Annotated in this window: 28 protein-coding genes; 14 read left to right on the forward strand and 14 right to left on the reverse strand. The window is 63.5% G+C overall.

What is annotated here, in order from left to right; genetic code table 11:
• Nucleotides 1–80 precede the first annotated feature (80 nt).
• The 3 genes from FJ950_RS24850 (at nt 81) to FJ950_RS24860 (ending at nt 4,204) form a co-directional block, all read left to right on the forward strand.
• Complete coding sequence (locus FJ950_RS24850) at nt 81–1,622, forward strand: sigma-54 dependent transcriptional regulator (protein WP_140619396.1); 1,542 nt, start codon at nt 81–83, stop codon at nt 1,620–1,622.
• Nucleotides 1,623–2,020: 398 nt separating this feature from the next.
• Nucleotides 2,021–3,829, forward strand: a complete 1,809-nt coding sequence (locus tag FJ950_RS24855) for a DUF882 domain-containing protein (RefSeq protein WP_224596384.1) — start codon at nt 2,021–2,023, stop codon at nt 3,827–3,829.
• 180 nt (nt 3,830–4,009) lie between these two features.
• Nucleotides 4,010–4,204 (forward strand): hypothetical protein, encoded by a 195-nt coding sequence (locus FJ950_RS24860; RefSeq protein WP_140619399.1) that lies wholly within the window; start codon nt 4,010–4,012, stop codon nt 4,202–4,204.
• Between the two features lie 77 nt (nt 4,205–4,281).
• On the opposite strand, the gene FJ950_RS24865 is transcribed toward FJ950_RS24860, so the two are convergent.
• Nucleotides 4,282–4,920 carry a 2-dehydro-3-deoxy-phosphogluconate aldolase gene (locus FJ950_RS24865; RefSeq protein WP_140619401.1) on the reverse strand — a complete coding sequence of 213 codons (639 nt, stop codon included), beginning with the start codon at nt 4,918–4,920 and terminating at the stop codon, nt 4,282–4,284.
• 201 nt (nt 4,921–5,121) lie between these two features.
• On the opposite strand from FJ950_RS24865, the gene FJ950_RS24870 reads away from it, so the two are divergent.
• Nucleotides 5,122–6,054 carry a rhodanese-related sulfurtransferase gene (locus FJ950_RS24870; RefSeq protein ID WP_015315859.1) on the forward strand — a complete coding sequence of 311 codons (933 nt, stop codon included), beginning with the start codon at nt 5,122–5,124 and terminating at the stop codon, nt 6,052–6,054.
• 117 nt (nt 6,055–6,171) lie between these two features.
• Nucleotides 6,172–6,909, forward strand: coding sequence for a tellurite resistance TerB family protein (locus FJ950_RS24875; RefSeq protein WP_140619403.1), 738 nt, complete (start codon nt 6,172–6,174; stop codon nt 6,907–6,909).
• A gap of 40 nt (nt 6,910–6,949) precedes the next feature.
• Here the strand turns inward: FJ950_RS24875 and FJ950_RS24880 are convergent, their stop codons facing one another.
• Nucleotides 6,950–7,204 carry a hypothetical protein gene (locus tag FJ950_RS24880; RefSeq protein ID WP_140619405.1) on the reverse strand — a complete coding sequence of 85 codons (255 nt, stop codon included), beginning with the start codon at nt 7,202–7,204 and terminating at the stop codon, nt 6,950–6,952.
• A 5-nt stretch (nt 7,205–7,209) separates the two neighbouring features.
• On the opposite strand from FJ950_RS24880, the gene FJ950_RS24885 reads away from it, so the two are divergent.
• Nucleotides 7,210–7,965, forward strand: coding sequence for an SDR family oxidoreductase (locus FJ950_RS24885; protein ID WP_140619407.1), 756 nt, complete (start codon nt 7,210–7,212; stop codon nt 7,963–7,965).
• A 33-nt stretch (nt 7,966–7,998) separates the two neighbouring features.
• On the opposite strand, the gene FJ950_RS24890 is transcribed toward FJ950_RS24885, so the two are convergent.
• Both FJ950_RS24890 and FJ950_RS24895 read right to left on the reverse strand, forming a co-directional pair.
• Nucleotides 7,999–8,373 carry a YciI family protein gene (locus FJ950_RS24890; protein WP_015315862.1) on the reverse strand — a complete coding sequence of 125 codons (375 nt, stop codon included), beginning with the start codon at nt 8,371–8,373 and terminating at the stop codon, nt 7,999–8,001.
• 147 nt (nt 8,374–8,520) lie between these two features.
• Nucleotides 8,521–9,705 carry a pyridoxal phosphate-dependent aminotransferase gene (locus FJ950_RS24895; protein WP_140619409.1) on the reverse strand — a complete coding sequence of 395 codons (1,185 nt, stop codon included), beginning with the start codon at nt 9,703–9,705 and terminating at the stop codon, nt 8,521–8,523.
• An 83-nt stretch (nt 9,706–9,788) separates the two neighbouring features.
• Here FJ950_RS24895 and FJ950_RS24900 point away from each other — a divergent pair, with 83 nt between their 5' ends.
• The 4 genes from FJ950_RS24900 (at nt 9,789) to denD (ending at nt 12,747) form a co-directional block, all read left to right on the forward strand.
• Nucleotides 9,789–10,475, forward strand: a complete 687-nt coding sequence (locus FJ950_RS24900) for a GNAT family protein (RefSeq protein ID WP_140619411.1) — start codon at nt 9,789–9,791, stop codon at nt 10,473–10,475.
• Between the two features lie 14 nt (nt 10,476–10,489).
• A complete protein-coding gene (locus FJ950_RS24905; RefSeq protein WP_015315869.1) occupies nt 10,490–11,458 on the forward strand; it encodes a cation diffusion facilitator family transporter in 969 nt (322 codons plus the stop codon).
• Between the two features lie 86 nt (nt 11,459–11,544).
• The gene (locus tag FJ950_RS24910) at nt 11,545–11,754 is read left to right on the forward strand and encodes a hypothetical protein (protein WP_015315870.1); all 210 of its coding nucleotides are present in this window, start codon (nt 11,545–11,547) and stop codon (nt 11,752–11,754) included.
• Between the two features lie 12 nt (nt 11,755–11,766).
• Nucleotides 11,767–12,747, forward strand: a complete 981-nt coding sequence (denD, locus tag FJ950_RS24915) for a D-erythronate dehydrogenase (protein WP_015315871.1) — start codon at nt 11,767–11,769, stop codon at nt 12,745–12,747.
• Between the two features lie 38 nt (nt 12,748–12,785).
• On the opposite strand, the gene FJ950_RS24920 is transcribed toward denD, so the two are convergent.
• The 4 genes from FJ950_RS24920 to FJ950_RS24935 form a co-directional block, all read right to left on the reverse strand.
• On the reverse strand, nt 12,786–13,880 hold the full coding sequence (locus FJ950_RS24920; RefSeq protein WP_246681370.1) for a nickel/cobalt transporter: 1,095 nt from the start codon (nt 13,878–13,880) through the stop codon (nt 12,786–12,788).
• Between the two features lie 77 nt (nt 13,881–13,957).
• Nucleotides 13,958–14,626, reverse strand: coding sequence for a DUF1007 family protein (locus FJ950_RS24925; RefSeq protein WP_140619413.1), 669 nt, complete (start codon nt 14,624–14,626; stop codon nt 13,958–13,960).
• Between the two features lie 167 nt (nt 14,627–14,793).
• Nucleotides 14,794–15,693 carry a LysR family transcriptional regulator gene (locus FJ950_RS24930; RefSeq protein WP_127275856.1) on the reverse strand — a complete coding sequence of 300 codons (900 nt, stop codon included), beginning with the start codon at nt 15,691–15,693 and terminating at the stop codon, nt 14,794–14,796.
• A gap of 3 nt (nt 15,694–15,696) precedes the next feature.
• On the reverse strand, nt 15,697–16,893 hold the full coding sequence (locus FJ950_RS24935) for an amidase (RefSeq protein WP_140619415.1): 1,197 nt from the start codon (nt 16,891–16,893) through the stop codon (nt 15,697–15,699).
• A gap of 541 nt (nt 16,894–17,434) precedes the next feature.
• Here FJ950_RS24935 and odc2 point away from each other — a divergent pair.
• Nucleotides 17,435–18,568, forward strand: coding sequence for an ornithine/lysine decarboxylase (gene odc2 / locus FJ950_RS24940; RefSeq protein ID WP_140619416.1), 1,134 nt, complete (start codon nt 17,435–17,437; stop codon nt 18,566–18,568).
• A gap of 98 nt (nt 18,569–18,666) precedes the next feature.
• Nucleotides 18,667–19,236, forward strand: coding sequence for an N-acetyltransferase (locus FJ950_RS24945; RefSeq protein ID WP_140619418.1), 570 nt, complete (start codon nt 18,667–18,669; stop codon nt 19,234–19,236).
• Nucleotides 19,237–19,326: 90 nt separating this feature from the next.
• Here FJ950_RS24945 and FJ950_RS24950 read toward each other — a convergent pair whose 3' ends face one another.
• The 5 genes from FJ950_RS24950 to FJ950_RS24970 form a co-directional block, all read right to left on the reverse strand.
• Nucleotides 19,327–19,611: an SCP2 sterol-binding domain-containing protein gene (locus tag FJ950_RS24950; RefSeq protein WP_015315878.1), complete on the reverse strand. Its 285-nt coding sequence runs from the start codon at nt 19,609–19,611 to the stop codon at nt 19,327–19,329.
• A gap of 186 nt (nt 19,612–19,797) precedes the next feature.
• Complete coding sequence (locus FJ950_RS24955) at nt 19,798–20,319, reverse strand: hypothetical protein (RefSeq protein WP_140619420.1); 522 nt, start codon at nt 20,317–20,319, stop codon at nt 19,798–19,800.
• Between the two features lie 29 nt (nt 20,320–20,348).
• Nucleotides 20,349–20,774, reverse strand: coding sequence for a hypothetical protein (locus FJ950_RS24960; RefSeq protein WP_015315880.1), 426 nt, complete (start codon nt 20,772–20,774; stop codon nt 20,349–20,351).
• 13 nt (nt 20,775–20,787) lie between these two features.
• Nucleotides 20,788–21,360: a rod-binding protein gene (locus FJ950_RS24965; protein WP_181171429.1), complete on the reverse strand. Its 573-nt coding sequence runs from the start codon at nt 21,358–21,360 to the stop codon at nt 20,788–20,790.
• 122 nt (nt 21,361–21,482) lie between these two features.
• Entirely contained in the window at nt 21,483–23,462 is a 1,980-nt protein-coding gene (locus FJ950_RS24970; protein ID WP_140619422.1) for a BTAD domain-containing putative transcriptional regulator, read from the reverse strand.
• Nucleotides 23,463–23,612: 150 nt separating this feature from the next.
• Between FJ950_RS24970 and FJ950_RS24975 the strand changes: the two genes are divergently transcribed.
• Both FJ950_RS24975 and FJ950_RS24980 read left to right on the forward strand, forming a co-directional pair.
• The gene (locus tag FJ950_RS24975; protein ID WP_181171431.1) at nt 23,613–23,897 is read left to right on the forward strand and encodes a hypothetical protein; all 285 of its coding nucleotides are present in this window, start codon (nt 23,613–23,615) and stop codon (nt 23,895–23,897) included.
• A 43-nt stretch (nt 23,898–23,940) separates the two neighbouring features.
• On the forward strand, nt 23,941–24,810 hold the full coding sequence (locus tag FJ950_RS24980) for a DUF1194 domain-containing protein (RefSeq protein WP_140619424.1): 870 nt from the start codon (nt 23,941–23,943) through the stop codon (nt 24,808–24,810).
• A gap of 30 nt (nt 24,811–24,840) precedes the next feature.
• Here FJ950_RS24980 and FJ950_RS24985 read toward each other — a convergent pair whose 3' ends face one another.
• Entirely contained in the window at nt 24,841–25,224 is a 384-nt protein-coding gene (locus FJ950_RS24985) for a hypothetical protein (protein ID WP_140619426.1), read from the reverse strand.

A 25,224-nucleotide genomic window follows, 5' to 3' on the forward strand; every position in this document is an offset into this window, starting at 1 on the left:
CGGGTTTTTTGAAACCTTATTTAGAACCCTGTGCCAAGATGATCCATGGGGTTTTCGGGCGCGGGCGAAGCAAGACAGTCATGACAGGTTCCATACTCATAGTCGATGACGATCCCGTGCAGCGCCGGCTGCTCGAGGCCGCGGTGACGCGGTTCGGCCATACCGCCATCGTTGTGGATGGCGGTACCGCCGGCCTCGAAGTTCTCGACGGGCCTGGCGCCCGCGATGTCTCGGTCGTGATCCTCGACCTTGTCATGCCCGGTCTCGACGGCATCGGCGTGTTGAAGGCGATGCGCGAGCGCGACATCAGCGTGCCGGTCATCGTGCAGACCGCGCAGGGCGGCATCGAAACCGTGGTTTCGGCGATGCGCCACGGCGCTTTCGATTTCGTCGTCAAGCCGGCTTCGCCCGACAGGCTGCAGGCCTCGATCTCCAATGCGCTCAAGGTCGAGGCGGTAGAGGGCGAGGTCAAGCGCACGTCGCGCAAACGCGGCGGGCTGCTGACCTTCAGGGACATGATCACCCATAGTCCGGCCATGGACCGGGTGATACGTCTCGGCCAGAAAGCGGCGGCCTCTCACATCCCGATCCTGATCGAGGGCGAGTCGGGCGTCGGCAAGGAACTGGTGGCGCGTGCCATCCAGGGCAGCGGCGACCGCCGCTCGAAACCCTTCGTCACCGTCAATTGCGGCGCCATTCCCGACAATCTGGTGGAATCCATCCTGTTCGGCCATGAGAAAGGCTCGTTCACCGGCGCCACCGACAGGCACACCGGCAAATTCGTCGAGGCGCATTCCGGCACGCTGTTCCTCGACGAGATCGGCGACCTGCCGCTCGACGTCCAGGTCAAGCTGCTGCGCGCCGTCCAGGAAGGCGAGGTCGATCCGGTCGGCGGCCGCTCGACCGTCAAGGTCGACATCCGGCTGATTTCGGCGACGCACCGCAACCTCCTGCAACAGGTCAAGGACGGCAAATTCCGCGAGGATCTGTTCTACCGGCTGAACGTCTACCCGATCTTCGTGCCGCCTTTGCGCGACCGCCGCGACGACATTCCTCATCTGGTCACGCATTTCATGGAGAAGGTGGCGCCGGCCGACCCGCGCCACCGGCTGAAAGGCATTTCGGCGGCAGCACTTGCGGTGCTGCAGGCTTATGACTGGCCCGGCAACATCCGGCAGCTCGAAAACGCCGTCTTCCGCGCCTCGGTGCTGTGCGAAGGCGATGTGTTGACCGCCGATGACTTCCCGCAGATCCGCGCGCAGGTGGAAGGCACCGTCAATCTCGACGCGGACGACACGTTGGAAGCAAGCAGCGTTGCGCCGCCGCCGTCGCTGGAGCCGCGCGACGAGGACGTTGTGCCCGACGAGACCGCTCCGGCGGCTGTGCTGCCGGCCGGGGTCCAGGCCCGCTTCGGCACGCTGCGGGCGCTCGACGAGCGCGGCAATGTGCGTGCGCTGGCCGATGTCGAGCTCGAAATGATCAAGCTCGCCATCGATCACTACAATGGCCAGATGAGCGAGGTCGCCCGCCGGCTCGGCATCGGTCGCTCGACGCTTTACCGCAAGCTCAAGGAATATGGCATCGACCCGGAAACCGGCCGCGTCGACAGGCTTGCTTCCTGAGCCGCAAGGCAGGCACCAGTTTCCCTCGTCATTATATGGTTCGACAGAGCGCCGTCGCCGGATAATGGCGGCGCTCGACGGGGTATTGTTCACGCATTGAGGCCGGCGGTAACAGATTGTGTTCGGCCCAAGCCGGAATCCTGATCTAAACCAGCGGTTTACCAAGAAACCTTGCGGACAATTTTTGACGGGATATCGCCATGGTCTTACCGCATTTTGGCTTCAATAAGCGATGATTAACCATTAGGATCGATATTCGGATGTGAAAACGACACGTCCGTTTGGGCAAATCCGGGGACAAACGGCAGCCTGCAAGGCCTTTTGATTTGAACAGAATCGAACGACTCACAAACGGGCGGCACTATCATTTGAGCGTCTGGCCGAGATGGTTGGCGGCGGTGATTGTCGCATTTGGTTTTGTTGCCGCGGCCGCCACTGGCGCCCAGGCCGAAGTTCGTTCACTGAAGCTCTACCATCTTCACACGCATGAGAAGGCGGAGATCGTCTACAAGCGCAATGGTCGCTACGTTCCCGAAGGCCTGAGGAAGATCAACATCATTCTGCGCGACTGGCGTCGCAACGAGCCGACCAAAATGGACCCGCGTCTGCTGGATCTGGTCTGGGAGGCGTATCGGGAAAGTGGCGCCACCGATTATATCCAGGTCGTCTGCGGCTACCGTTCGCCGTCCACCAATTCGATGCTGCGCAGCCGCAGCCGCGGTGTCGCCGAGAAGAGCCAGCATATGCTTGGCAAGGCGATGGATTTCTACATTCCCGGCGTACCGCTGAAGAAGCTGCGCAACATCGGCCTCAAGATGCAGGGCGGTGGTGTCGGCTATTACCCGACCTCCGGTTCGCCATTCGTCCACATGGATGTCGGCAATGTGCGCCACTGGCCCGGCATCAGCCGCCAGGAACTGGTCAGCCTGTTCCCCAATGGCAAGACGCTGCATGTGCCGAGCGATGGCCGGCCGCTGCCCGGCTATGAACAGGCGCTGGCCTCCTACAAGTCGCGCAAGGGTTCGGGCACACCGAATATCGAAGTGGCCAGCGCTGGCGGCAGCGGCAAGAAATCCGGCGGGTTCCTCGCTGCCTTCTTCGGCGGCGGTGGCGATGACGAGGCCGACGACAGCGCAGACGTCGAGACCGCTTCGGCCGCACCCGCGCCCAAGGCTAGAAATCTGAAGCCGGCCGCGACAGCCAAGAGCGGCAACCTGCCTGGCATCGCCATCGTGGCCCCCGAGAATGCCCAGCGCGCCGACATTCCGCAGATTGCCGACGAGCAGGCTCCGGAACCGGAGAAGGACACGCCGGAGACAATCATCGCGGCGCTGCCGGCCAAGGAAATCCCGCTGCCCGATTTCGCGCCTCGGCCGAAGGCCGATGTCGGCGCACAGACGCCTGAAAACGTTCCCTTCGCCACGGCGGATGCGACGACCACCACGGAACAGGCCGTGGCGACCGCGCAGGCGCCGGCGAACATGCCTTTCGGCAAGGCCGATCCGGCGGCGCTGGCAGCGGCGGCCGATCCGGCGCAGGTCGCCGTCAACAATATCCCCTTGCCGACATGGCGTCCCGAACGCACGCTGCCGGCGGATCTCGCGCCGCCGCCCAGCAAGGATGTGCTGATGGCGCTGGCCGAAACGGCTGACCAAGGCAAGACCGCGACGGATGCGTTCTCCGTGCTGCCGACGGCGCGTCCCGAGCCGGCCAAGCCGGATGCCGTCAAGGCCGTGCTCGACGAGGCCAATGCCAAGGCCGGCGCCGCCGACGAATATCAGCTGGCCTCGCTGTCCGTAGAACCGCGTTCGGCCTTCAACGATCCGTCCGGTGTCGATGCGGCGTCGCCGCGCCAGGCTGTTGCCGGCCGGCCGGCCGGTTCGGATCCGGCCGCCGCGATCGGCGCCGGTGTGAAGACGACCCGCAAGGAAGCCAGGGCCACCGCCCGCGATCAGAAGCCTGGCCCCAGGGCCGTAGTGGTTGCCGCAGCGCCGCAGGCCGCCCGCTGGGCGCTGACCAGCGGCGAGAACGTCGCCACCGTTTCGAGTGCGACGACCGCGCCGGGTTACGCCTACAACATCGTGCATACGCCGCCGAGCGAGGTCTATACGGCCGGCTTCCAGCAGGACAATCAGGTGGCCGACGCCAATCGCTTTACCGGCAACGCCGTCAAGTTCCTGTCTGTCGCCCGCTTCCAGACGAAGTAACGAACAGGCCGCAGTATGCCGAGGCCGCGCCGGGGGACCCGCGCGGCTTCTTGCTGTCCCAGCGTGTGATGCATGCGGCCTCCGACCCCTGAGGATCACGCGCGGCTGAACTTCTCGTGAAGCGGGAACGGCCCGCTCATTTCCGGTTTAGTGTGGGTACGCTCCAACCCGAGGATACTCATGAAAAAGATTATATTGGCATCAGTTATGGCGGTGGCGGCAGCATCGGCCGCCATCGCGCCATCACAGGCGGAGACCGTTGTCGTCAAGACCGACAATCATATGCACATGATCAAGAAGCACTGCCGCACCAGGGTGGTGACGCACTGGCGGCACCATCGCAAAGTGACGGAGACGGTCAAGGTCTGCAACTGATCGCAGTCTGGATTAGCCAGTCAGAAAGGCCCGGTCGACGCTCGTCGGCAGGGTTTTTCATGCCGTGCGGAAAGACGCTATTTCCCGAGTTCGCTGGCAGCGCGTGCGAGCGCTTCGATCTGGTCCCACTTGCCGGCCTTGACCATGTCGTCGGGCGCCACCCATGAGCCGCCGACGCAGATGACATTGGACAGGCTGAGATAATCGGCCGCGTTCTTGCCGGTGATGCCGCCAGTCGGGCAGAACTTGACGTCCGCCAGCGGCGAGGCAAAAGCCTTGAGCGAAGCGATGCCGCCGGACTGTTCGGCCGGGAAGAATTTCAGGAAGCGAAGGCCGGCTTCGCGCGCGGCCATGATCTCGCCGGGCGTGATGGCGCCGGGCAGCAGCGGAACCTCGCTGTCGGAGGCGGCAGCCAGAAGCTCGCGGGTGATGCCGGGGCTGACGATGAAGCGCGAACCGGCCGCGGCCGCTTCGTCGAACTGGCTGGCATCCAGAACGGTGCCGGCGCCGACGATGGCTTCCTCAACTTCGCCCGCCACTCGACGGATCGCTTCGAGCGCATCCGCGGTCCTCAGCGTGATCTCGATCGCCGGCAAACCGCCACGCGCCAGGGCACGGGCCAGCGGCACCGCATCGGCAACGTTGGCGATCTTCAACACCGGAATGACCGGCTGGCCATTGAGGAGCGACAGGAGGTTCTCGGTCTTGCTGGACATTCGGTCTCTCCTTGTCGGGGGCGTATCGAAGGGAATTTCAACCGATTAGCAGACAGGTATTGCCCTGTCCACGGAACCCATCGCGGCGCGATGTCACGCGTTGCCGCTCAGCTTAAAGGTTCTTTCCCGACAGGGCCATGACAGACGGATCGAACCCGTTTCACTTGAATCGGCTTCTACTAGCGTCTAGTTGCTCTGGCAATGACAACACTGCCCGCGCCATCCCAGCCAGCCCGCGTCGCCGCGCTCTACCGTTTTGCCCGGCTCGATGCTTTCGAGGCGTTGCGCGCGCCGCTTGCGGCCTTCTGCTGCGGGCGCGGCATCAAGGGCACGCTGCTCCTGGCGCATGAGGGCATCAACGGCACCGTCGCCGGCAGCGACGAAGCGATCGCCGCGCTGATCGAACACATCGAAGCGATCGACGGCCTGTCGGGTCTCGAGGTCAAGTACAGCAGTGCCGCGGCCATGCCTTTCCACCGCATGAAGGTGCGGCTGAAGCGCGAGATCGTCACCATGGGCGTCGAGACCATCGACCCGGCGGCAAGTGCGGGCACCTATGTGGAGGCGGGCGACTGGAATGCGCTGATCTCGCAAGCCGACACGATCGTCATCGATACGCGCAACGCCTATGAGGTCTCGATCGGCAGCTTCAAGGGCGCCGTCGACCCGGCGACGGCGAGCTTTCGCGAATTCCCGGCCTGGGTGGAAGCGCATCGGGCGGATCTCGAAGGACGCAAGGTGGCGATGTTCTGCACCGGCGGCATTCGCTGCGAAAAGGCGACCGCCTATGTGAAGTCACTCGGCTTCGAGGACGTGTTCCACCTCAAGGGGGGCATCCTCAAATACCTTGAGGAGGTTCCAGCGGAGCAGAGCCTGTGGCAAGGCGAGTGCTTCGTCTTCGACGAGCGGGTTTCGGTGTCGCACGGCCTCACCGAGGGTGATGCGGAGCTTTGCCGTGCCTGTCGCCATCCGCTGACGGCAAGCGAGCTGGCTTCGCCTCGATATGCCGCCGGCGTTTCTTGCCCGCATTGTTTTGACGCCCGCTCGGACGAAGACCGGAAGCGCTACGCGGAGCGGCAGCGACAGGTCGAGCTCGCGCAAGCGCGGGGCAGGGGACCGCACATCGGGTCCTGATCGAGGGCGCCGGGGCCGGGCAAACCGGGGCACTGTCATTGCAATGTCAAGCTTCGGGACCTACCTCTTCGGCGTTCGAAACCTGCCCGTTCGGCTGGGCAAATCCTGGAGGCATCGATGTTCGATCCCAAGAAGCTTCTTGACGATCTGCTCGGCTCGCAAGTTCCCGGTGCCAGCGGCACGGTCCGCGACAAGGCTGGCCAGGCGGTGCAGATGGCCAAGGACAATCCGCTGGCCGCCGGTGCGCTAGCCGCCGTGCTGCTTGGGACCGGCGCCGGCCGGCAGGTGACGGGTGCCGCGGTGAAGCTTGGCGGACTGGCCGCCATCGGTGGTCTCGCCTACAAGGCCTACCAGAACTACAAGGCCGGCAACGCACCGGAACAGGCGCCCGCGGCTGGCGAGCCGGAATTGCTGCCGCCGCCCAAGGACACCGCCTTCCACCCGTCGCAGGCGCCGCAAGGCGAGGATGAGTTCACGCTGACCCTGGTGCGGGCGATGATCTCGGCGGCCAAGGCCGACGGCCATGTCGACGACGAAGAGCGCCGGAAGATCGCCGGCAAGCTCAGCCTCGCCGGGATCGGCACCGATGCGGAAAAATTCCTGATGGCGGAGCTGGAGAGGCCGCTCGACCTCGACACGCTGGTGGCCGGCGCCAAGACCGACGCGCAGAAGCTCGAACTCTATACGGCGTCGCGCCTTACCATCGATCCCAACACGCGCGCCGAGCGCGGTTACCTCGACCTGCTTGCCGGGCGTCTCGGCCTGCCGGACTCGCTGATCGACCATGTCGAGGCGACGGTTTCGGCGGCGAAAGTGCCCACGGCCGAGGGTACGCCACCCAATCCGCAGTGGTAACCCGGATTGGCACACAGGCCGTGGAGGCGTTAACCTTTCGTTAACTCAGGAAGCGCATGATTCTACACAGTCGGATCGGCTTTTCCTCCTCCCAAGCCCGGTTCAGATCAGGGCGGTCGCCAATGACCGCCCTTTTTGTCCGTCCTCGCCGGCTGCCCTCCAAATAAATGGGTTCACTTTTCGAGGCCATGTCCCAGTGGCCGCGCTTGCCATCGCTGCCATCATTTGCGATGCCTTCTCCACCCGAACCAAATTTGTAGATCAGGCGAGCACGCACATCGCTGCCGGAGGACATCAGCCATGACCGAGCAAAAGACCGCCATCGTCACCGGGGCCGGCACCGGGATCGGCAAGAGCGTAGCCACGGCATTGCTCAAGGCCGGCTGGAATACGGTGTTCTGCGGGCGCCGCAAGCCGGTGCTGGATGCCGCGATCGCCGAGATCGGGCCGACCGAGGCCAAGGCATTGGCGGTTGCCTGCGACATCAGCAAAGCCGGTGAGGTCGACGATCTGTTCGAGACCGTGGCGGAGGCTTTCGGGCGGGTCGATCTGCTCTTCAACAATGCAGGCATGGGCTACAAGTCGACGCCGATCGACGAGATCCCGGTCGAGGTCTGGAACGATATCGTCGGCGTCAACCTCACCGGATCTTTCTTGTGCGCGCGCGCGGCCTTCGGCGCCATGCGCAAGCAGAAGCCGATGGGCGGCCGCATCATCAACAATGGTTCGGTGTCGGCCTATGCGCCGCGCCCGGGCTCGGTGCCCTATACGGCGACCAAGCACGCCATCACCGGGCTGACCAAGACGCTGGCGCTCGATGGCCGCCCCTATGACATCGCCTGCGGACAGATCGACATCGGCAATGCATTGACCGACATGGCGCAGCCGATGACCGTCGGCGTGCCGCAGGCCAACGGCTCGATATCAGCCGAAGCGGTGATGGATGTCCAGCGCGTCGCCGACGCGGTCTTGCACATGGCCAGCCTGCCGCTCGACGCCAACGTGCTGTTCATGACCGTGATGGCGACCAAGATGCCGTTCGTGGGGCGTGGGTGAGCAGCGGGCGCTGGCGGCGCTTTTGCCCGTGCCTCATTTTTCCGCCAGCGGCACGCCGGGCTTGAAGAGTAGAATGGGCCTGATCTCGTAAACGGCGGTCGGATTGACACGACGAAGATCGCGGGCGATCGCGATGGCGTCATCCCTGGTGACGCAGTCGACGACATAGAGGCCGAGCAACTGTTCCTTGGTCTCGGCGAAGGGCCCATCGATGATCATACCGTCGCCCGGGCCGCGCAAGGTGCAGGCATCCCGTGTCGTTCCCAGACGCGCTGACGGCCCAAGCGTGCCTTCCGCATGAAGCCTGCCGTTGATCTTGAGCAACTCGGCCATCAGCGCCGCATCTTCCTGCGGCGTCAGCGCCTCGATCGCATCTTCCACGTGATAGGCAAGGATTGCATAGAACATGCGAGATTCCCCCATTGGTCCTGATACGGGAATTCGTAGCCGTTTTCGGTATGCCCGCACAGCCTTGGCTACGCGCCTCCGGACGGCTCATGACACCGTCATGGAATGCGGTGGCAAGCTATCCGGCTCGCGCGGCGACGCTGATGCTCACTTGGCCAGAAACGCCCCGATCCGCTCCAGCGCGCGCAGGATGTTCTCCTCGGAATTGGCGTAGGAGAGCCTGATGTAGCCTTCGCCGAGAATGCCGAAATCGGGGCCGCCGATCAGCGCCACACCGGCCTCGTCGAGCAGGGCCGAGGCGAGTTTCTTGGCCTTCCAGCCGGTCTTCGAGACATTGGGGAAGGCATAGAACGCGCCCTTGGGCGTGATGCAGGAGATGTTTGGCAGGGCATTCAGGCCCTCGACCACGATTTTCCGGCGGTTGTCGAAGGCGCGCATCATGGTGTCGACGTCATCCTGCGGGCCGTCGATCGCCGCGATGCCGGCGAACTGGCTTGGTGCGTTGACGCAGGACCAGCAATTGACCGCCAGCTTGCGCACCTTGTCGTAGAGGTGGGCGCCCTTGTCGCCGTTCGGCCAGATCGACCAGCCCATGCGCCAGCCGGTCATCGCCCAGGTCTTGGACCAGCCGTTGAGCACGATCAGCCGGTCACGGATCTCGGGAAAGCCAAGCAGCGAGCAATGCGTCTCGCCGTCATAAGTCATGACATCGTAGATTTCGTCGGAGAGAATGGCCACGTCTGGATGCTTCTCAAGCCCCTTGACCAGCTTCTCGATCTCGGCGCGCGGGGTGACGCCGCCGGTCGGGTTGGCCGGCGAGTTGAGGATCAAGAGCCTGGTCTTCGGCGTGATCAGCCCCAGCGTCTCTTCGGCCGAGAAGGCGAAGCCGTTCTCCTCGCGCATCGGCACCGGAATGGGGGTTGCACCGGTGAACTCGATCATCGAGCGGTAGATGGGAAAGCCGGGGTCGGGATAGAGGATCTCGGCGCCGGGCTCGCCGAACATCAGGATGGCGGCGAACATGGTTGGCTTGCCGCCGGGCAGGATCATCACCGCCTCCGGCGAGACCTTGACGCCGGTGGTCGTCAGCGTGCGCCGCACCACCGCCTCGCGGGTCGCCAGCAGGCCATTGGCCGGCGTGTAGCCATGGTGGCCGTCACGCAGCGCCTTGATCGCCGCCTCGACGATGTGCTGCGGCGTCTTGAAGTCGGGCTGGCCGATGCCGAGATTGACGATGTCGCGGCCCTGGCTCGCCAGCGCCGTTGCCCGGGCCAGCACGGCAAAAGCGTTTTCCTCGCCAAGACGGTCGAAGGCCGAAATCGTGTGGAGCATTTTTCCCGTCCCTGTGGTTCTTACTGTTGGCGAGCGTTTTTGTGAGCGTCCGCCCGCAAAAGTCAAACGGATTGGAGTTTTCGGTGTCGGAAAATCTCAAAGACTGGCAGCCGCGCCCGCGCCCGGAGCGCAAGGTTCTGGAGGGCCGCTATGTCAGGATCGAGCCATTGAGTGCCGCAACACATGGCGACGGCCTCTACGAGGCGTCCTCCGTGGCCGACGTCGACGGCCGCTTCGCCTGGCTGCCCGACTATCCGCCGGAAACCCGCGCCGCCTTCCAGCCCTGGCTGGACAAGGTGGAGGCGAGCGAGGATCCGCTGTTCTTCGCTATTGTCGACAAGGCAAGCGGCAAGGTCGCCGGCCGCCAGACGCTGATGCGCATCGATCCGACCCATGGCGTCATCGAGATCGGCAACATCTACTGGGGACCCCTCATCTCGCGCAAGCCGGCGGCGACGGAAGCACAGTTCCTGTTCATGAAATACATCTTCGACGAACTCGGCTATCGCCGCTACGAATGGAAGTGCAACAACCGCAACGGGCCGTCGAAGCGCGCGGCGGAACGGTTCGGCTTCAAGTTCGAGGGTATTTTCCGCCAGCATCTCATCGTCAAGGGTGAAAACCGCGACACCGCGTGGTATTCGATCATCGACAAGGAATGGCCGGCTCTGCGCAAGGCTTATGAAGCCTGGCTCGATCCGGCCAACTTCGACGCCAATGGCCAGCAGAACCGCCGGCTCGAGGATTTTCGCGCGGAATTCGGCGCCTAACGGGAGTTTGCCATTTGGCGCATATCCACGATCACAGCGGGCACGATCACGGCGGCGGCCATGTGCATGGGTCGACGGACCAGAAGCGCGTCCTGATCGCGGCCTGCCTGACCGCCGGCTTCATGGTGGCCGAGGCGCTCGGCGGCCTGTTTACCGGGTCGCTGGCGCTGCTGGCCGATGCCGGCCACATGCTCGCCGACGCCATTGCGCTCGGCCTGGCCTGGTATGCCTTCCATCTGGCGGGCCGGCCGGCAACCGGCCAGCTCACCTACGGCTTCGGCCGCGTCAAGACGCTGGTGGCCTACACCAATGGCATCGCCATTTTCGTCATCGCTCTGTGGATCGTCTACGAAGCGTGGGATCGCCTGCTGACACCGGCGCCGGTGCTGGGCGGGCCGATGCTGGTGGTGGCGATCCTCGGCCTGCTGGTCAATATCGGCTCCTTCCTGGTGCTGCATGGCGGCGATCGAGACAACCTCAACATGCGCGGCGCCATCCTGCATGTGCTCGGCGATCTGCTCGGCTCGGCAGCCGCGATCGTCGCGGCACTGGTCATCCTGGCGACCGGCTGGACGCCGATCGACCCGATCCTGTCCGTGCTGGTATCGCTGCTGATCCTGTCCACCGCGTGGTCGCTGATGCGCGCCGCCGCCCACGTCCTGCTCGAAGGCGTGCCGCCAAGCCTCGATCGCGACCTGATCGCCGGGGACATTCAGGCAACGGTCCAGGGCGTGCGCGAGGTGCACCATATGCACATCTGGTCGCTCGACGGGTCGAGCAGCATGGCGACGCTGCATGCCTGCCTCAACGAGGGCGTCGATGCCCATCAGGCGGTCAGCGCCATCAAGAAGCGGCTTGCCAGCGAGCACGGCATCAGCCATGCCACCGTGGAACCGGAATTCGGCCGGTGCGCCGACGATGGCGACGACCATCATCACGAACATGAGCACGATGCGGCCGCGCATCACGGCCACTATCACTAGGATCGATCGATGACCATTGATCGGACCCTCAGGAGTCCTCCAGCTTTGCAACTCAGCTCGATGAACGACCGCCGTTCCGGTGCGGCATGATGGACCGTGACACGCGCAATGCGGCCATTGCGGCGGTCTGGATCATGCTTCTGTTCGGCATTGCCGCTTTCTACCTGCCGACCGTGATGTTGGCACTCGGCAGTTATTCGACCGTGCTGGCGGGTATCTTCGGCACCGTCTTCGTGCTGGCGTTTTTCCTGGTGTTCTGGTTGCGCGCGCGCACCCAGCGCAAAAATCGGAAGTAAGGGATATCGGACATGCGCATTTTGATCACCGGCGCCGCGGGCATGGTCGGCCGCAAGCTCATCGCCCGGCTGGCCAAGGACGGCACGCTGCGCGGCGAGAAGATCACCGCGCTCGACCTGCACGACATCGTGCCGCCGCAAGCGCCAGCCATGGACGGCGTCAGCGTCGCGCTGCACACGGGGGACCTTGCCGAAGCAGGCGCCGCGGAAAGCCTGGTTGTGTCGCGCCCCGATGTCGTCTTCCACCTCGCCGGCATCGTGTCGGGTGAGGCGGAAGCGAATTTCGACCTCGGCTACCGCGTCAACCTCGACGGCACGCGTGCGCTGTTCGACGCCATCCGCCTGGCAGGGTTTGCGCCGCGCGTCGTCTTCACGTCGTCAATCGCCGTTTTCGGCGCGCCGTTCCCGGATGTCATACCGGACGAATTCCACCCGACGCCGCTGACCTCCTACGGCACGCAGAAGCAAATGAGCGAAGCGCTGCTGGCAGACTATTCCAGGCGCGGCTTCTTCGACGGCATCGGCATCCGGCTGCCGACGATCTGCGTGCGGCCCGGCAAGCCCAACAAGGCGGCGTCCGGCTTCTTCTCCGGTATCATTCGTGAACCCTTGAGCGGGCAGGAGGCGATCCTGCCGGTGCCGCGCTCGGTCGTGCACACCCATGCCAGCCCGCGCTCGGCGGTGAGTTTCCTGATCCATGGCGCGGAGATCGAGGGCGCAGCCGTGGGGCCGCGCCGCAACCTGACGATGCCGGGTGTCGCCGTCACCGTTGGCGAGCAGATCGAGGCGCTGGAACGGGTGGCTGGATCGCAGGCGACAAGCCTGATCCGCGAGGTGCCCGACGAGACGATCTGGGCAATCGTCAAGGGCTGGCCGACCCGCTTCGAGGCGCGGCGGTCAAGGGAACTTGGCTTCAGTGCCGAAAAGAGTTTTGACGAGATCATCCGCGCGCATATCGAGGATGAGCTGGGCGGCAAGATTCCCGGTCAGTAGCGCACGGTGCCTATCCCATTCCAACGGAATGGTAGGGTCTAAACGCTGCCCGTCAGGCTCGCGGACAGCAGCAGCAGTCCGAACAGGAAGACGAAGGCCGCGCCGCCGATCTCGACGATCGAGTGGATGCGGTTGCCCATGCGGCCGTCGCCGGCGAAATACACCGCCCAGTTTTTGGCGGTCACCGCCAGTGTGGCCAGGGCCGAGACGGTGATCGCGGTTCCGATCGACATTGCCAGCACCGACAGCAGGCCGCCGAGCCAGAGCCCGTTGAGCAGCGCGAAGCTGAGAACGATCAACGCACCGGAGCAAGGGCGGATGCCGACGGCGGCCACCGCCGACCAGGCGGTGCGCCAGTCGAAGCGGTCACCCGACAGCAGCGCCGGATCGGGCGCATGCGAGTGGCCACAGGTGTCGCAGACCTCGCCGCTGGCGTGGTCGTGATGCGCATGATCATGCGCGCCGTGGCCGTAATGATCGTGCGAATGGCCATGCCCATGGTCGTGATCGCCATGCCCGTGCAGTGCGTGGGAATGAGCGTGCGCCGCATGGTCGTGAGCGCCATGCGAATGGCCGGCATGGGAATGACCGGCGTGAGCCGCCGACAGGCTGTAGGCCGGGCCCTTGCCAAACAGGCGCAGGACGGCTGGGCCGAGCTTGCGCCACAAAAGCCAGGCGCCAAAGAGGGTGACCAGGGCAAAGCTCATGATCTCCATGAACCAGGCCGCATCGGTCATCGAGATGGTGGTGCCGCGCAGGACGAAATAGGCCAGCAGCATCACCAGGGTCGCCGTCAGGCCCTGCAGCAGCGCCGAGACGAAGGACAATAGGATGCCGCGCTTCAGCGCCACTTCGTTGGCCACCATATAAGACGAGATCACCGCCTTGCCGTGGCCGGGGCCGGCGGCGTGGAAAATGCCATAGGCGAAGGACAGGCCGATGAGTATCCAGATCTTGCTGTTGTCCTGGCGCATTGCCTTCATGGCGGTCGCCAGCGCGCGGTAGAATTCCTGCTGCCTCAGATTGATCCACATCAGGATATGGGCGAACGGACCGGTGGTGGGTGCCATGCCGTCATTGACGCCGATGCCGAGCGAACTCTGGGCGTGCGCGGCATTGGCGAAATGCATCATGGCAAAGGCAAGGGCCAACAGGCCGACTGCCAAACGCAGGGACGGTTTCGAACAGTTCCCGATCGGGTTCACCGGATCTATCCTTCTGGCTGACAGGTCAGTTCGAGTTTGGTGGCAAAGATCTTGCTCATGTCGGTGCCTGTCGGATCGTTGAAGAAGGCATCCGTCAGGGTCTTCTGGTTTTCCTTGATCGCTTCGTCCGGGTCCGGCCGGACGACCTTGCTCGTGCAGTTCGACGGCAGGCCCTCGACGGTGATGTTGGAATCCTCGGTGAAGTCGATCGCCGTGTAGAAGGTCGGATCGTAGACGCCGATGTCGATCGTGCCGGACAGCTTGATCGGCGCCTTCGGTTCGGATTCAAACAGGATGATCAACTGGTCGTTGTCGAAATTGGCCATCAGATGCGGCGGCGGCGTCATCGCCACGTCCTTGCCGTCCTGCGTGACGAGCTGGAAATAATTGAACTCGGCCAGCGAGGCATGGACGGTGTCGGCGACCTCCTTCAGCTCCTTGTCGTCAAGCTTCAGGTCGGAGTTCTTGTCGAACTCCATCATCACCGTGCTCGAAAACAGATCGTCGAAGCGCCACAGATGACGCAACGCTTTCACACTTTGGTGATCCGGGGACAGGACCACGTCGAGGCGCGCCTCGGCGAAGACGTGCGGATGCACCTCGGCCGGTCCTGTCGCGGCAAAGATCGCCGCCAAGGCCGAGGCCAGCATGATTGCGTGCCGTTTCAGATGCATTCGCGGTCGCGATTCCCTTGGCTTTCGAGAGCGTGGTCGAAGGTTACCAGAAAGGGGGCGAAATTGGGACTGCGGGCGCATGTCACCCAAAAGTGCGCGAGGCTTTGGATAGCGCCACGCATGCAGGAGAGCTCAAAAGCGTGCGGTATCCGGGCTGCTGGGGCAGGTCAGGCGCTCTCGCGCGTCCTGAACCACTGCACCAGGAAATCGACGAAAACGCGCACCTTCGCCGGAAGGTAACGGCGATGCGGATAGACGGCGAAGATGCCGCCGCCCGACAGGATGCGGTCGTCGAGCACCGCCACCAATTGGCCGCTCTTGAGGTCTGGGGCGGCGATGAAATCCGGCAGGATGCAAAATCCAAGCCCCGACAAGGCCGCAGCGCGCGCCGCCATCGGGCTGTTGACCTCGATCGGGCCGGAGACGGCGATGCTCACCGGATCGCCATTGTCGCCCTTGAAGGGCCAGTTGTTCAGTCCGCGGCCATTGGTGTCGACGATGCAGGGCATGTGGCTGAGATCCTGCGGTCGCGTCGGCATGCCATGCTTGGCGATCAGTTCTGGAGAGCCGCAGAGCTTGATCGAAAACGGCGCCAGCCGCCTGGCGATCAGCGACGAGTTCTCCAGCCGCGAGATGCGCACGGCAAGGTCGAAGCCTTCCTCGACCAGATCGACAAAGCGGTCGTCGAGCTGGATGTCGAGCACGATGTCGGGATACTGCTTAGCGAAGTCGATCAGCGACTGGCCGATCGGCGCGTCGGCGAAGGTGCGCGGCGCCGACAGCTTGATGCGGCCGCGCACGTCGCCGGAGGACTCGCGCACGGCGTCGGCCAGGCTATCGACCTCGCGCACGATTTCCGAGGCGCGGCGGTAGTAGGTGTGGCCGGCCTCGGTCATCGAGAACTGGCGCGTGGTGCGGTTCAGCAGCAGAGCGCCGAGCTCGTCCTCCAGCTCGCGCACATATTTCGACAGCAGCGCCTTGGAGCGGCCGATCTTGCGCGCCGCCGCCGAAAAGCCTTCGGCCTCGACGACGTCGATGAAGGCGCGCATGCGGGTCAGTGTGTCCATTGTTCAGGCTCTTTGTGCTGCGTCGAGAAGTTTTCGGCCGAGCCGTATCAGGGCAATGTCGCTGCCGGAAGGGCCAAGCAGCGACAGGCCGAACGGAGCGCCGGCGACCGAGCCGATCGGCAAGGTGATCTGCGGAAAGCCGGAGAGCCCGGCCAGGCATAGAAGATGGAGCGCGCGTTCGCGGTAGGCCTGGAATTGCTCCGGTGTGCTGTCGACATAGGGTGCCGGACCCGGCACCGTCGGCAGGACAAGGAAGCCGTCCTTGCCAAGCAAGGCGCTGAGTTCGCCGCGAAAGGTCAGCCGGCGCACCTTCTCGGCCTGTGCTGTCCGGTCGTCGACCGCACGGCCAAAGCCGAACCGTTCCTCGACGCCGGGCCCGAGCTCGCGCTCGCCGCTGGTGATCCATTCGCCATGCACTGTCCAGGCCTCCTTGGCCTGCAGGCGGCGAAAGCACCAGTAGAGTTCGTCCGGGGACGAGCTGAAGCGCGTCGCTGGCGTCGCCGGCGTGCCGAACACCGTGCCCACCAGCGCCTTCATTCCGGCATATTCGGCGGCCGCCGGCCGGGCGACCATCTCGTCCAGCCAGCCGAGCGCCACCGGGCGGTCCAGGGAATGCTGGTGCGGATCGCGGCCAAGCAACAGCTTGCCGACAGTCTCATAGGTTTCGATGTCGTCGGCGAACCAGCCGAACGTGTCGAAACTCGGCGCCAGTTGCATGGTGCCGTCGAGGGAAATGCGGCCATGCGTGGTGCGCAGCCCGATCAGCCCGCAGAAACTCGCCGGCGCGCGGATCGAACCCCCGGTGTCTGACCCCGTGGCGATGTCGGCCAATCTGCCCGCCACCGCCGCCGCCGACCCCGACGACGAGCCTCCGGTGACACGGTCGGGAGCCGCGGGGTTCACCGGAAACGGAAAATGCGCGTTCTGGCCGAACAGAGCGAAGGCGAGTTCGTCGGTCTGCGTCTTGCCGATGAAGCGCGCACCGGCGTCGAGAATTGCCTGCACGGCCGGCGCCGTGCGCGAAGCGGCGTGGCCATTGGCGAATTTCTGCAAATTGCCGCAACCGGTGCGGTAGCCGGCAACGTCGTAAATATCCTTGACCGCCAGCCGCAGGCCGGCCAGGGGTCCAAGTTCGGCATGCGCCACCGGCATCTGGCGAAGGTCGAGAAAGGCGTTGAAAGGGCCGTGCGTGCCTGTCATCGTTCGATATCCGTATACGGTTGGCCAACATTGTTCGATGGCAGAAATTTTACAACCTGCGATAAGATTTTTATTGATTGTGAAATGCTTCGCTCTTATATCGCGCTTGCCCAAAGTCGCACGTGCCTGTGGGTGTCCGCCGATCCTCGAATGGTGAGGGAAATCGGTAAGGTAACTGGAGCTAACCCCTCCAGTCGGTTTAGCGGCCAACCGCCAGACCGAGGACACCTTGAAGCAACGACGGTGCGGGCCTTTCTGGTTCTCTGCCGGTTGTCCAAAGACCGGGGTTACTGAAGAGGCACACCTTCATTGCCGGCAGTGCGGAACGGGGTTCTCCCAATCCAAGCCAAGGCAGACAAAGCGAACCGAAGCCGGGCAAGGCTAAGGTTCATCGCCGCGAGACGGCGTTTCATGGTTCCGGGGTCTCCACCGGCTGGTTCCATGGATTTTCCGTCCCGCCTTTGTTTGACCGCGTGTTCGCGAGGCCGACAGCCCGCGCCCGCACCCTTGTGCGCGCCGAAAGGCGCGATGGAGAAACCCGATGGCCACACAGCGCATCCTCGACTTCCTCGCCACCCGACGTCCGTCCGGCCCCTGCCTCGTCGTCGACCTCGACATCGTGCGCGACAATTTCCGCGCCTTCGAGAAGGCTCTGCCCGATTCCAAGATCTACTATGCGGTGAAAGCAAACCCGGCGCCGGAAATCCTGCGCCTGCTTGCTGCGATGGGCTCGTCCTTCGACACCGCTTCCGTTGCCGAAGTCGAGATGGCGATGGACGCCGGTGCGCCGGCGGACCGCATCTCCTTCGGCAACACCATCAAGAAGGAGCGTGACATTGCACGCGCCTACCAGCTCGGCATCCGGCTGTTCGCGGTCGATTGCGTCGAGGAAGTCGAGAAGATCGCGCGCGCTGCTCCAGGCTCCCGCGTGTTCTGCCGCGTGCTGACCGATGGCGAGGGCGCCGAGTGGCCGCTGTCGCGCAAGTTCGGCTGCGTGCCCGACATGGCCGTCGACGTGCTGCGCCATGCCAGGGGCCTCGGCCTCGACGCCCATGGCGTGTCGTTCCATGTCGGCTCGCAGCAGACCGACCTGACCGCGTGGGACCGTGCTCTGGCCGACGCCAAGAAGGTGTTCGCGACGCTCGCGGAAGAAGGCATCGTGCTCAAGATGGTCAATATGGGCGGCGGCTTCCCGACGCGCTATTTGCGTGACGTGCCGGCGGCCCAGGCCTATGGCCAGGCGATCTTCTCGGCGCTGCGCAAGCACTTCGGCAACGCCATTCCCGAGACGATCATCGAGCCGGGTCGCGGCATGGTCGGCAATGCCGGCGTCATCAAGTCGGAAGTCGTGCTGATCTCGAAGAAGGCCGACAACGACAATGTGCGCTGGGTGTTCCTCGACATCGGCAAGTTCGGCGGTCTGGCCGAGACCATGGACGAGGCGATCCGCTATCCCCTCGTCACCCGCCATGACGGCAGCGAGACCGCGCCTTGCGTGCTCGCCGGCCCGACCTGCGATTCGGCCGACGTGATGTACGAAAAGACGCCCTATCCGCTGCCCTTGTCACTGACCATCGGCGACGAGGTGCTGATTGAAGGCACCGGCGCCTACACGACCACCTACTCGGCGGTCGCCTTCAACGGCTTCGAGCCTCTCCGATCCTACGTGATCTGACGGCTCATTAGAGCTGTTCAGATCATCCCAGGTGGGCGCCCGTCGCCCACTTGGGCTCGCCTGTGGAACATATCTCCGCTCGTGAAGGGATCGCGGAAATGGAAATGTCAGTCGAATTCGTAGCTCATGCGCCGGCCTTCGCCATGGTCGCCGAAACCGCTGCCGACATGGCGGCGCGCGAAGCCTTGCTCGATCGCGCCATGGGGCCGAAGCGCAAGACCAAATCATCGGAGAAGCTGCGCCGCGGCCGCCGGCCCTCGGAGGGGCTTGCCTTCGTCGCACGCGATGCCTCGGGCGGCGTGGCCGGCACCGTGCGGCTATGGGATGTCACGCTGGGCGAGGGCGGTCCGCCAGCGCTGCTGCTTGGCCCGCTCGCCGTCGACCCGTCGCTCAAGAGTGCCGGCATCGGCTCGGCGCTGATGCGGCATGCCATCGCGGAAGCCGCGCGCCTCGGCCACGCCGCGATCCTGCTGGTTGGGGACGAGCCTTACTATGGCCGCTTCGGCTTTTCGGCTGCCAGGACCGGGGCGCTCGCCATGCCGGGGCCTTACGAACGGCACCGTCTGCTGGCCTTGGAACTGGTGGAGGGCGTGCTTGACGGCGCCAGGGGTACGCTGAAGGCGTCCGGCCGCAAGCTCAAGGCACAGGCGCCGACCTTGGCCGCATGAAGCCTTAAGCGCGACTGCCCTTCAAACGAAACGCCGCCTGAAAAGGCGGCGTTTCGTTTATCTCGAAGTCGCTTCTGGCGGCCGCGCCTGTCAACCGATCAACTGGCTCAGCGCCATGGCGACGGTCATGTCGCCCTCGACCTTTATCTTGCCGGTCATGAACGCCATGGTCGGGTTCAGGTCGCCCGCGATCAGCGAATCCAGATCGTCGAGCGACAGCTTGATGGTGCAGTCGGCGGGAGCGTCCGTGGTCGAGACGGTCGCGCCGTCGATGACGATGACGCCGTCGCTGCCGGTGTCGAACTTCACGGAACGGTCGAAGCCGCTGCTGGCCACGCGCGACTTGATCTTCTCGGCTATATCCTGAACGCTCACGCTGTTCTCCCTGTCTGGTTGCATCTGTCACGCTACGCACTTCGGTCCAGCCGAAGTTCATGCGGCATCACTGGCGATCATGATCGCTGCCGCATATAGCTTCGGATTGACGTTTACGTCAACGCGAATTGCAGGGATTGGCCCCAACGCCGACTGCTCTAGGGCCACCGGCACCGGGCCGATGGCTTAGTGCGCGCTGACCGGCTTGGGAGTCTCGGTCGCCTGGGTGCTGGCATCCTGCCGCCGACGCAGCCAGTTGTCGCGGATCTCATCCTTGCTCAGGAAATTGACCTGGTCGATCAGGACCTCATGGACCAGGGTTGCGCCGACCCGGGTGTTGATCGTGTCGCGGATCGCGGCGCGAAAGGCATCGAGGTCGAGCGTCGCCTCCTTGGTGAAGTCGATCTGGGGGTTGGCGTAGAGGTAGGTGTAGACCTGGTCGGTGATGAGCGCCTCGGCCGGGATCGACAGCTTCTTTATCTGCTCCGGCTCGACGGTGTAGACGAGCTTGGCCAGAAAATAGCCGTCGATCTTGGAGTCGTGGATCAGCGGCACCGAAATGATGTCGGTCTTGACGTAGTCCAGCCCGCCCAGCATCGGCTTGGGTTTCTCACCGACGCCCTGTTCACCGGCGGCCTGGAACGAATAGAACACCGCGCCGAGCGTGGCGGCGCAGATCCAGACCGCTATGGCGATGACCTTGATCATTTTGAACGCGAGCTCGGCATTGCCGCGCTCTAACCTTTCATCCTGCCGAACTCGCCGGCGGAGTAGGTGCCGTCGGTCTCGGCGCGCTGGATGGCACTGCGCAGCAGGCTGGCGACCTCGTTGACGGCGCTCAGATGCGCCAGGATAGCGGCTTCGTTCTTCGCCAGCTTCTGGCGCAGCCGGGTCAGGCCCTCGCGGTGCTGCTCGAGGAACTCGGCTTCGCTGCCGCCCTTCATGGCCCGGGTCAGCTCGTAGAGATAGCGGCTCTTGCGGGCGTTCGACGCCTTGAGGTCATAGCTTGTATCGCTGCGGATGCCGGCGGTCTCTTCCTCGACCACCTCCTCGATGCGGCCGATGATGGCGGCAAGGTTTCCAGGCCGCGCGAAAGGAGTCGGTGCGTCCGACGCGGTGGTGCGCGCGGGCAGCTTGGCGGTGAATTCCGAAGAGTCGGCCATGTGTTTCCCAGTCCTAGATCTTGATGTCTGTTTTTTTGGTTGTCTCGTCGCCGGTCATCGACTTGGCGGCCTTGCGCTGCAGCTCCTGGACGAGCGAGGTGGACAGACGGGTCTGCTGATCGATCTCGGTTTTTTCCGGCCCATTCGAGACCGGGCCGATCGGAATCTTGCGCTTGCCGTCCATGTAGTGGTCGGCGAGCAGCGACTTGGCGATGCCGATGCCGCCGCGGTCAGCCATGACGTCGGCGACACGCTCGGCGAGCTGCGATTTCCACATGTCGCCTGCGAGACCCGTGCCATAGACGCCCTCGGTGTCCTTGGGCAGCATGTTCTGGATGAAGGTCTGCAGGACCATCGCCTCGAACTTCTTGAACTTCTTGGCCGGGTCGGCTGTTGCGGCGGCCTTGTCCGCCGTCGCGCGCGACAGGATCGAGCCGGCATCGACCGAAGCCGCGGTGTCGACCGAAAACGTGCCGGCGACGCTGCCGGCGCGCTTGGTCAGCGCGGCGCGGGCAGCCTCGATATCCATCGGATCGGCAGCTCGGACGACATCCATCACGATGTCGCTGGGTGGAGAAATCGCCAAGAAGGTCCGCCTTTTGCCGGGTTTCCTTAGCCAGGACCATGCCTCAACAAGCTTGTGGCAGGCTTGCGGGGAGGCGGGCTTGATCTGGTTTCTCCGGGTCCAAGCCGCCTAGCCACCTTCCGTCAGGAAGCAGGAAGGCCAGCTCTCGACAGCATTTCGAGGAATCTCGCGTGATGATGATCCTTCACATAGCGAGGCACAAAGCCGGGGCAGACATTGCCCAGGTTGAGATGAGGAAGTTGTGACAGGCAATGGTGTATGGCCCTAGAGGCTTCTTCGTTGTTTCCGGTCGCCGACGCGGACGCGGCCCAGTAAAGGGCGCCGCGAACAAATCCCGGCTTTGTCCTGACCACCCTGCGGGCGACTTCGAGCGCCCGCCGATCGTCGCCGCCCGCAAACAGTGCGACAACCAAGCCATGATGACGCCAGAAATCGATGACGTCATGCGTTCCGAGCCGGATTGCCTCGTTCGCCTCACGCACTGCTTCGTTTACCTCTCCGCGCAATGCCAACAGCATCGAAATGTCGCCGTGGCCGGTCGGATAGCTTGGATTGAGACCGATCGCGTGCTGGCATTCGGCGATCGCTTCGTCGATGCGGCCACAGCTTTCGAGCGCGAATGACAGGATGCAGCGGGCAATTTCGTCGTCAGGCACCGCCCGTACCGACGCCGCCGCAAGCTCGACCGCCCGCTCGATCTGGCCCGGCTCCCTGGGTAACGAGCCGAACGCCACGCCCATTGAAATTATGATCGAGAGCGTCCGCTTCGCACGCGCGTTGTCGGCGCCTATGGAGACAGCTTTCTCGGCAAGTTCTAGCCCGATCAGAAGCGAGTCCCGGGTCATCTCAAAATACTTCATCAAAGCTTCGTTCACCAACCTGCGCACTTCGGGGGGACCAGGCGGACTCTTGTCGCGGACTTTCCAGTTGGTCAGTTGAAGGTCGAGGATCACGGCCAAGACAACAGACTGTGCGATCCTGTCCTGGAATTCGAGCGCATTCTCGGACTGCCCGTCGAACTTCTGGGCCCAGACGTTGTGGCCGCCAGCGGCATCGACAAGCTGGATGTTCACCCTCAGCCCATTGCCCGATCTCTGGACGCTGCCGCTAAGCACGTATCGCGCACGGAGCGTTCCCGGGATCTTGGTTCCTTCGGCACCACTTTTCTCCGCAGGCGGCTGTGCGGAGAGCACGACGTAATCGGCCACCTCGGAAAGAGCCGTGGTGATGTCCTGCATGAGCCCCTTGGAGAAAAAGTCGTCGCCTTGCTTTCCGGTCAGATTGATGAAGTCGGCAACGCTGATCGATGGGCGCCCGTGGCGCTGGTTGGCTGGAACAGTATTTGCCGACTGTGTATTCGACGCCGTATCGGCAGACAGCATGGATTGCCAAAGCGCTCGCGTTTCCGGGCCGACCTCGACCCCGAATTCTTTCTTCAACATGCTTCTGCAAACTTCGTATGTCCTGATCGCCCTGTCGCGTTGACCCGACGCAAGCAGTAATTCCATCTTGAGCCGATAGGCCTCTTCCCGCGTCGGTTCCATGACGAGAACGCGATCGACCAGTATGATTCCGGTTTCCGTGTCAACGAGACGGGCCAATTTTTCGAAAGCTTCAAGTGCGCGGCTCAGCAATCTGTCGCGTTCGGATGCGACCCAGCCATCGAACCCATCGCTTCCCAGATAAAACCCGTCGAGGAACGGCCCGTTGTAGTTCGCCAGAGCCTTTTCGAGTTCCGGCACAGAACGGGCCGTGAGGCCTGCTTCGAACTCGTCCACGTCAACCCGAACCGCGTCTGGCGTGAGGCCAATCGATTCCCCGCGGGAATGGATAAGATTCACGCCTGCCCGCGATAAATCCCGGCGCAGAATACTGAGGGTTTGCCTCAGACTGTTGCGGGAGTGTTCGCTATCGCTGTCACTCCAGAATAGATCAGCCAGCCTCTCCCGTGTCGCTGCCATGCCTGGAGACCGGGACAGATAAGCGATGATCGCAGGCCCTCGTTTTCCTGTCAGCCGGAGCGAATCCGCCATGGCATTTTCGATCCTGAAACCACCGAAGAGTGAGATTCTATTTGTCTCGTCCTTATCTTCATTTTGCATTTGCTCTCCCCGCCTGACGAAATTCTAACTCAAAACTAACGCTTCGCAAACAGTAGCGGCCCACCCTCAAGCGCTGCCGTGATGCAGGATTGTCTAGGTCCGGCGAGTTAGGGGGCCGAGTCATCAAGAACTTGGCTTGAGGGGTGCCGGGTGTCTGAGATCAGAGCCAATTTGCTGCTGCTGTTGGCGGCCGCTATATGGGGCCTCGCCTGGCCCGATCCCTTCCGTAGTGCAGTGCTCGCCAGCCGGTTGCCGGCAATGCTAGCGACAACCGTAGCCCTCGGGGGGACCTTCCCGCGGGTCTGGTTGGGCGAGTCCTTCGCGGCGCTCGCCATGCAACTGAGTTTGCTGGGCTGTTACCTTCTATGGACCAAGGCGGATCTGCTGCTGCTCGGCGCGCGGAGCAAGGTTCTTCGCGAGATTTCCACATGTTGAAAAGTAACTGTTTGAGAATGCCCGTCTTGAGGTGGAGAATGACATGTTGGGTAGTATGCATCGGGGCGTAGGTGCCCTGTCCGTAGCGGCCTCTTTTCGCGAGCAGGCGTGCGCGATATGCAGGGGTACCCTGATATCGGGGACAGAGCGGTCAGCCGAAGGGCCAGCAAAGCGTGCCGGCCTATTTTTGGCGCTGGTGGGGACACTTGGAGCTTCGGTGGTTTGGGCGCCGCAGGCCTGGGCGGCCAACGTCGATGTTGCCGTAGTATTCGCTGTCGATTTCTCATCCTCGGTCGATCCAAAGGTCGCCGATCTACAGCGCGAAGGTCATGCTGCGGCACTTACTTCTCCAGAGATCATCGCCGCCATCGCGCGCAATTACGTCGGCTGCATCAGCGTTGCCTACTTTGAGTGGTCAAGTCCCGGACACTCACGCGTCGTGCTGCCGTGGACAAACATCTGCGGGCTGGAAGACGCCAGAGCGGCCGCATCGGTGATCAGCAAGAAAGGAGATACCGGCTTCGCCCGTCGGGGGCGGAGCGGAACGTCCGTATCGTCGGCTATTGATGTCGGTGCCCTTCTGCTCGACCAGTTTCCGGGAACGGCAGCAAAGAAAGTAATCGACATCTCAGCCAACGGCGAGAATAATGATGGGCTTCCTGTCCAGCCGAGCAGGCTGAACGCCGTTGCCAAGGGGTATACAATCAACGCGATTGCCATTCCAACGCAGGATGAGGATCCCGATCAACCGTTGGCATCCTATTTTGCCAAATCGGTCATTGGCGGCTCCCAAGCCTTCGTTATAACGCCGAAGGGACCGAGTGACTATGTGATGGCCCTTCGCCGCAAGCTGGTTACGGAAGTAAGCATGGACGTTAGCCGGCAGGCGGATGGACTCTCTACGCAACATTGATGAGTTCGGGCAACGTTCCGGCTCCGCCAATTACTCCTGTCCCCGCTTCTGCGCGATCAGGTCCAGCCGCTCGCGGTCTGATCTCTCGCGCTCGTCGCGGTTGCGCAGGTCCCTGTAGGCGCGCTCGACCATGTTCGTGCGGGCGGTTGCCGCGGCGATGAGGGCGGCTTCTTGTCTCGCGCCTTCCAGGCTCTCCTCCTGGCGCACGACGGCCTGGGCGATGCGGCGATGATAGAGATCGGGGAACAGGCTAGAGAGGGAATTGTCCTGGTCGAAATGGCCGATCAATTCGCGGGCCTCGGTCTCGGCGGCGCTTGCCGCGGCGACGAAGGTGGCGTGGCGGGTTTCGTGCAGGGCTTTCAGCTGTCCCTGCACCTTGACCAGTTTCCTCAGACGATCCTTGCGCGTGCTCAT

This window comes from Mesorhizobium sp. B2-3-14, from assembly GCF_006442175.1.
Taxonomy (GTDB): domain Bacteria; phylum Pseudomonadota; class Alphaproteobacteria; order Rhizobiales; family Rhizobiaceae; genus Mesorhizobium; species Mesorhizobium australicum.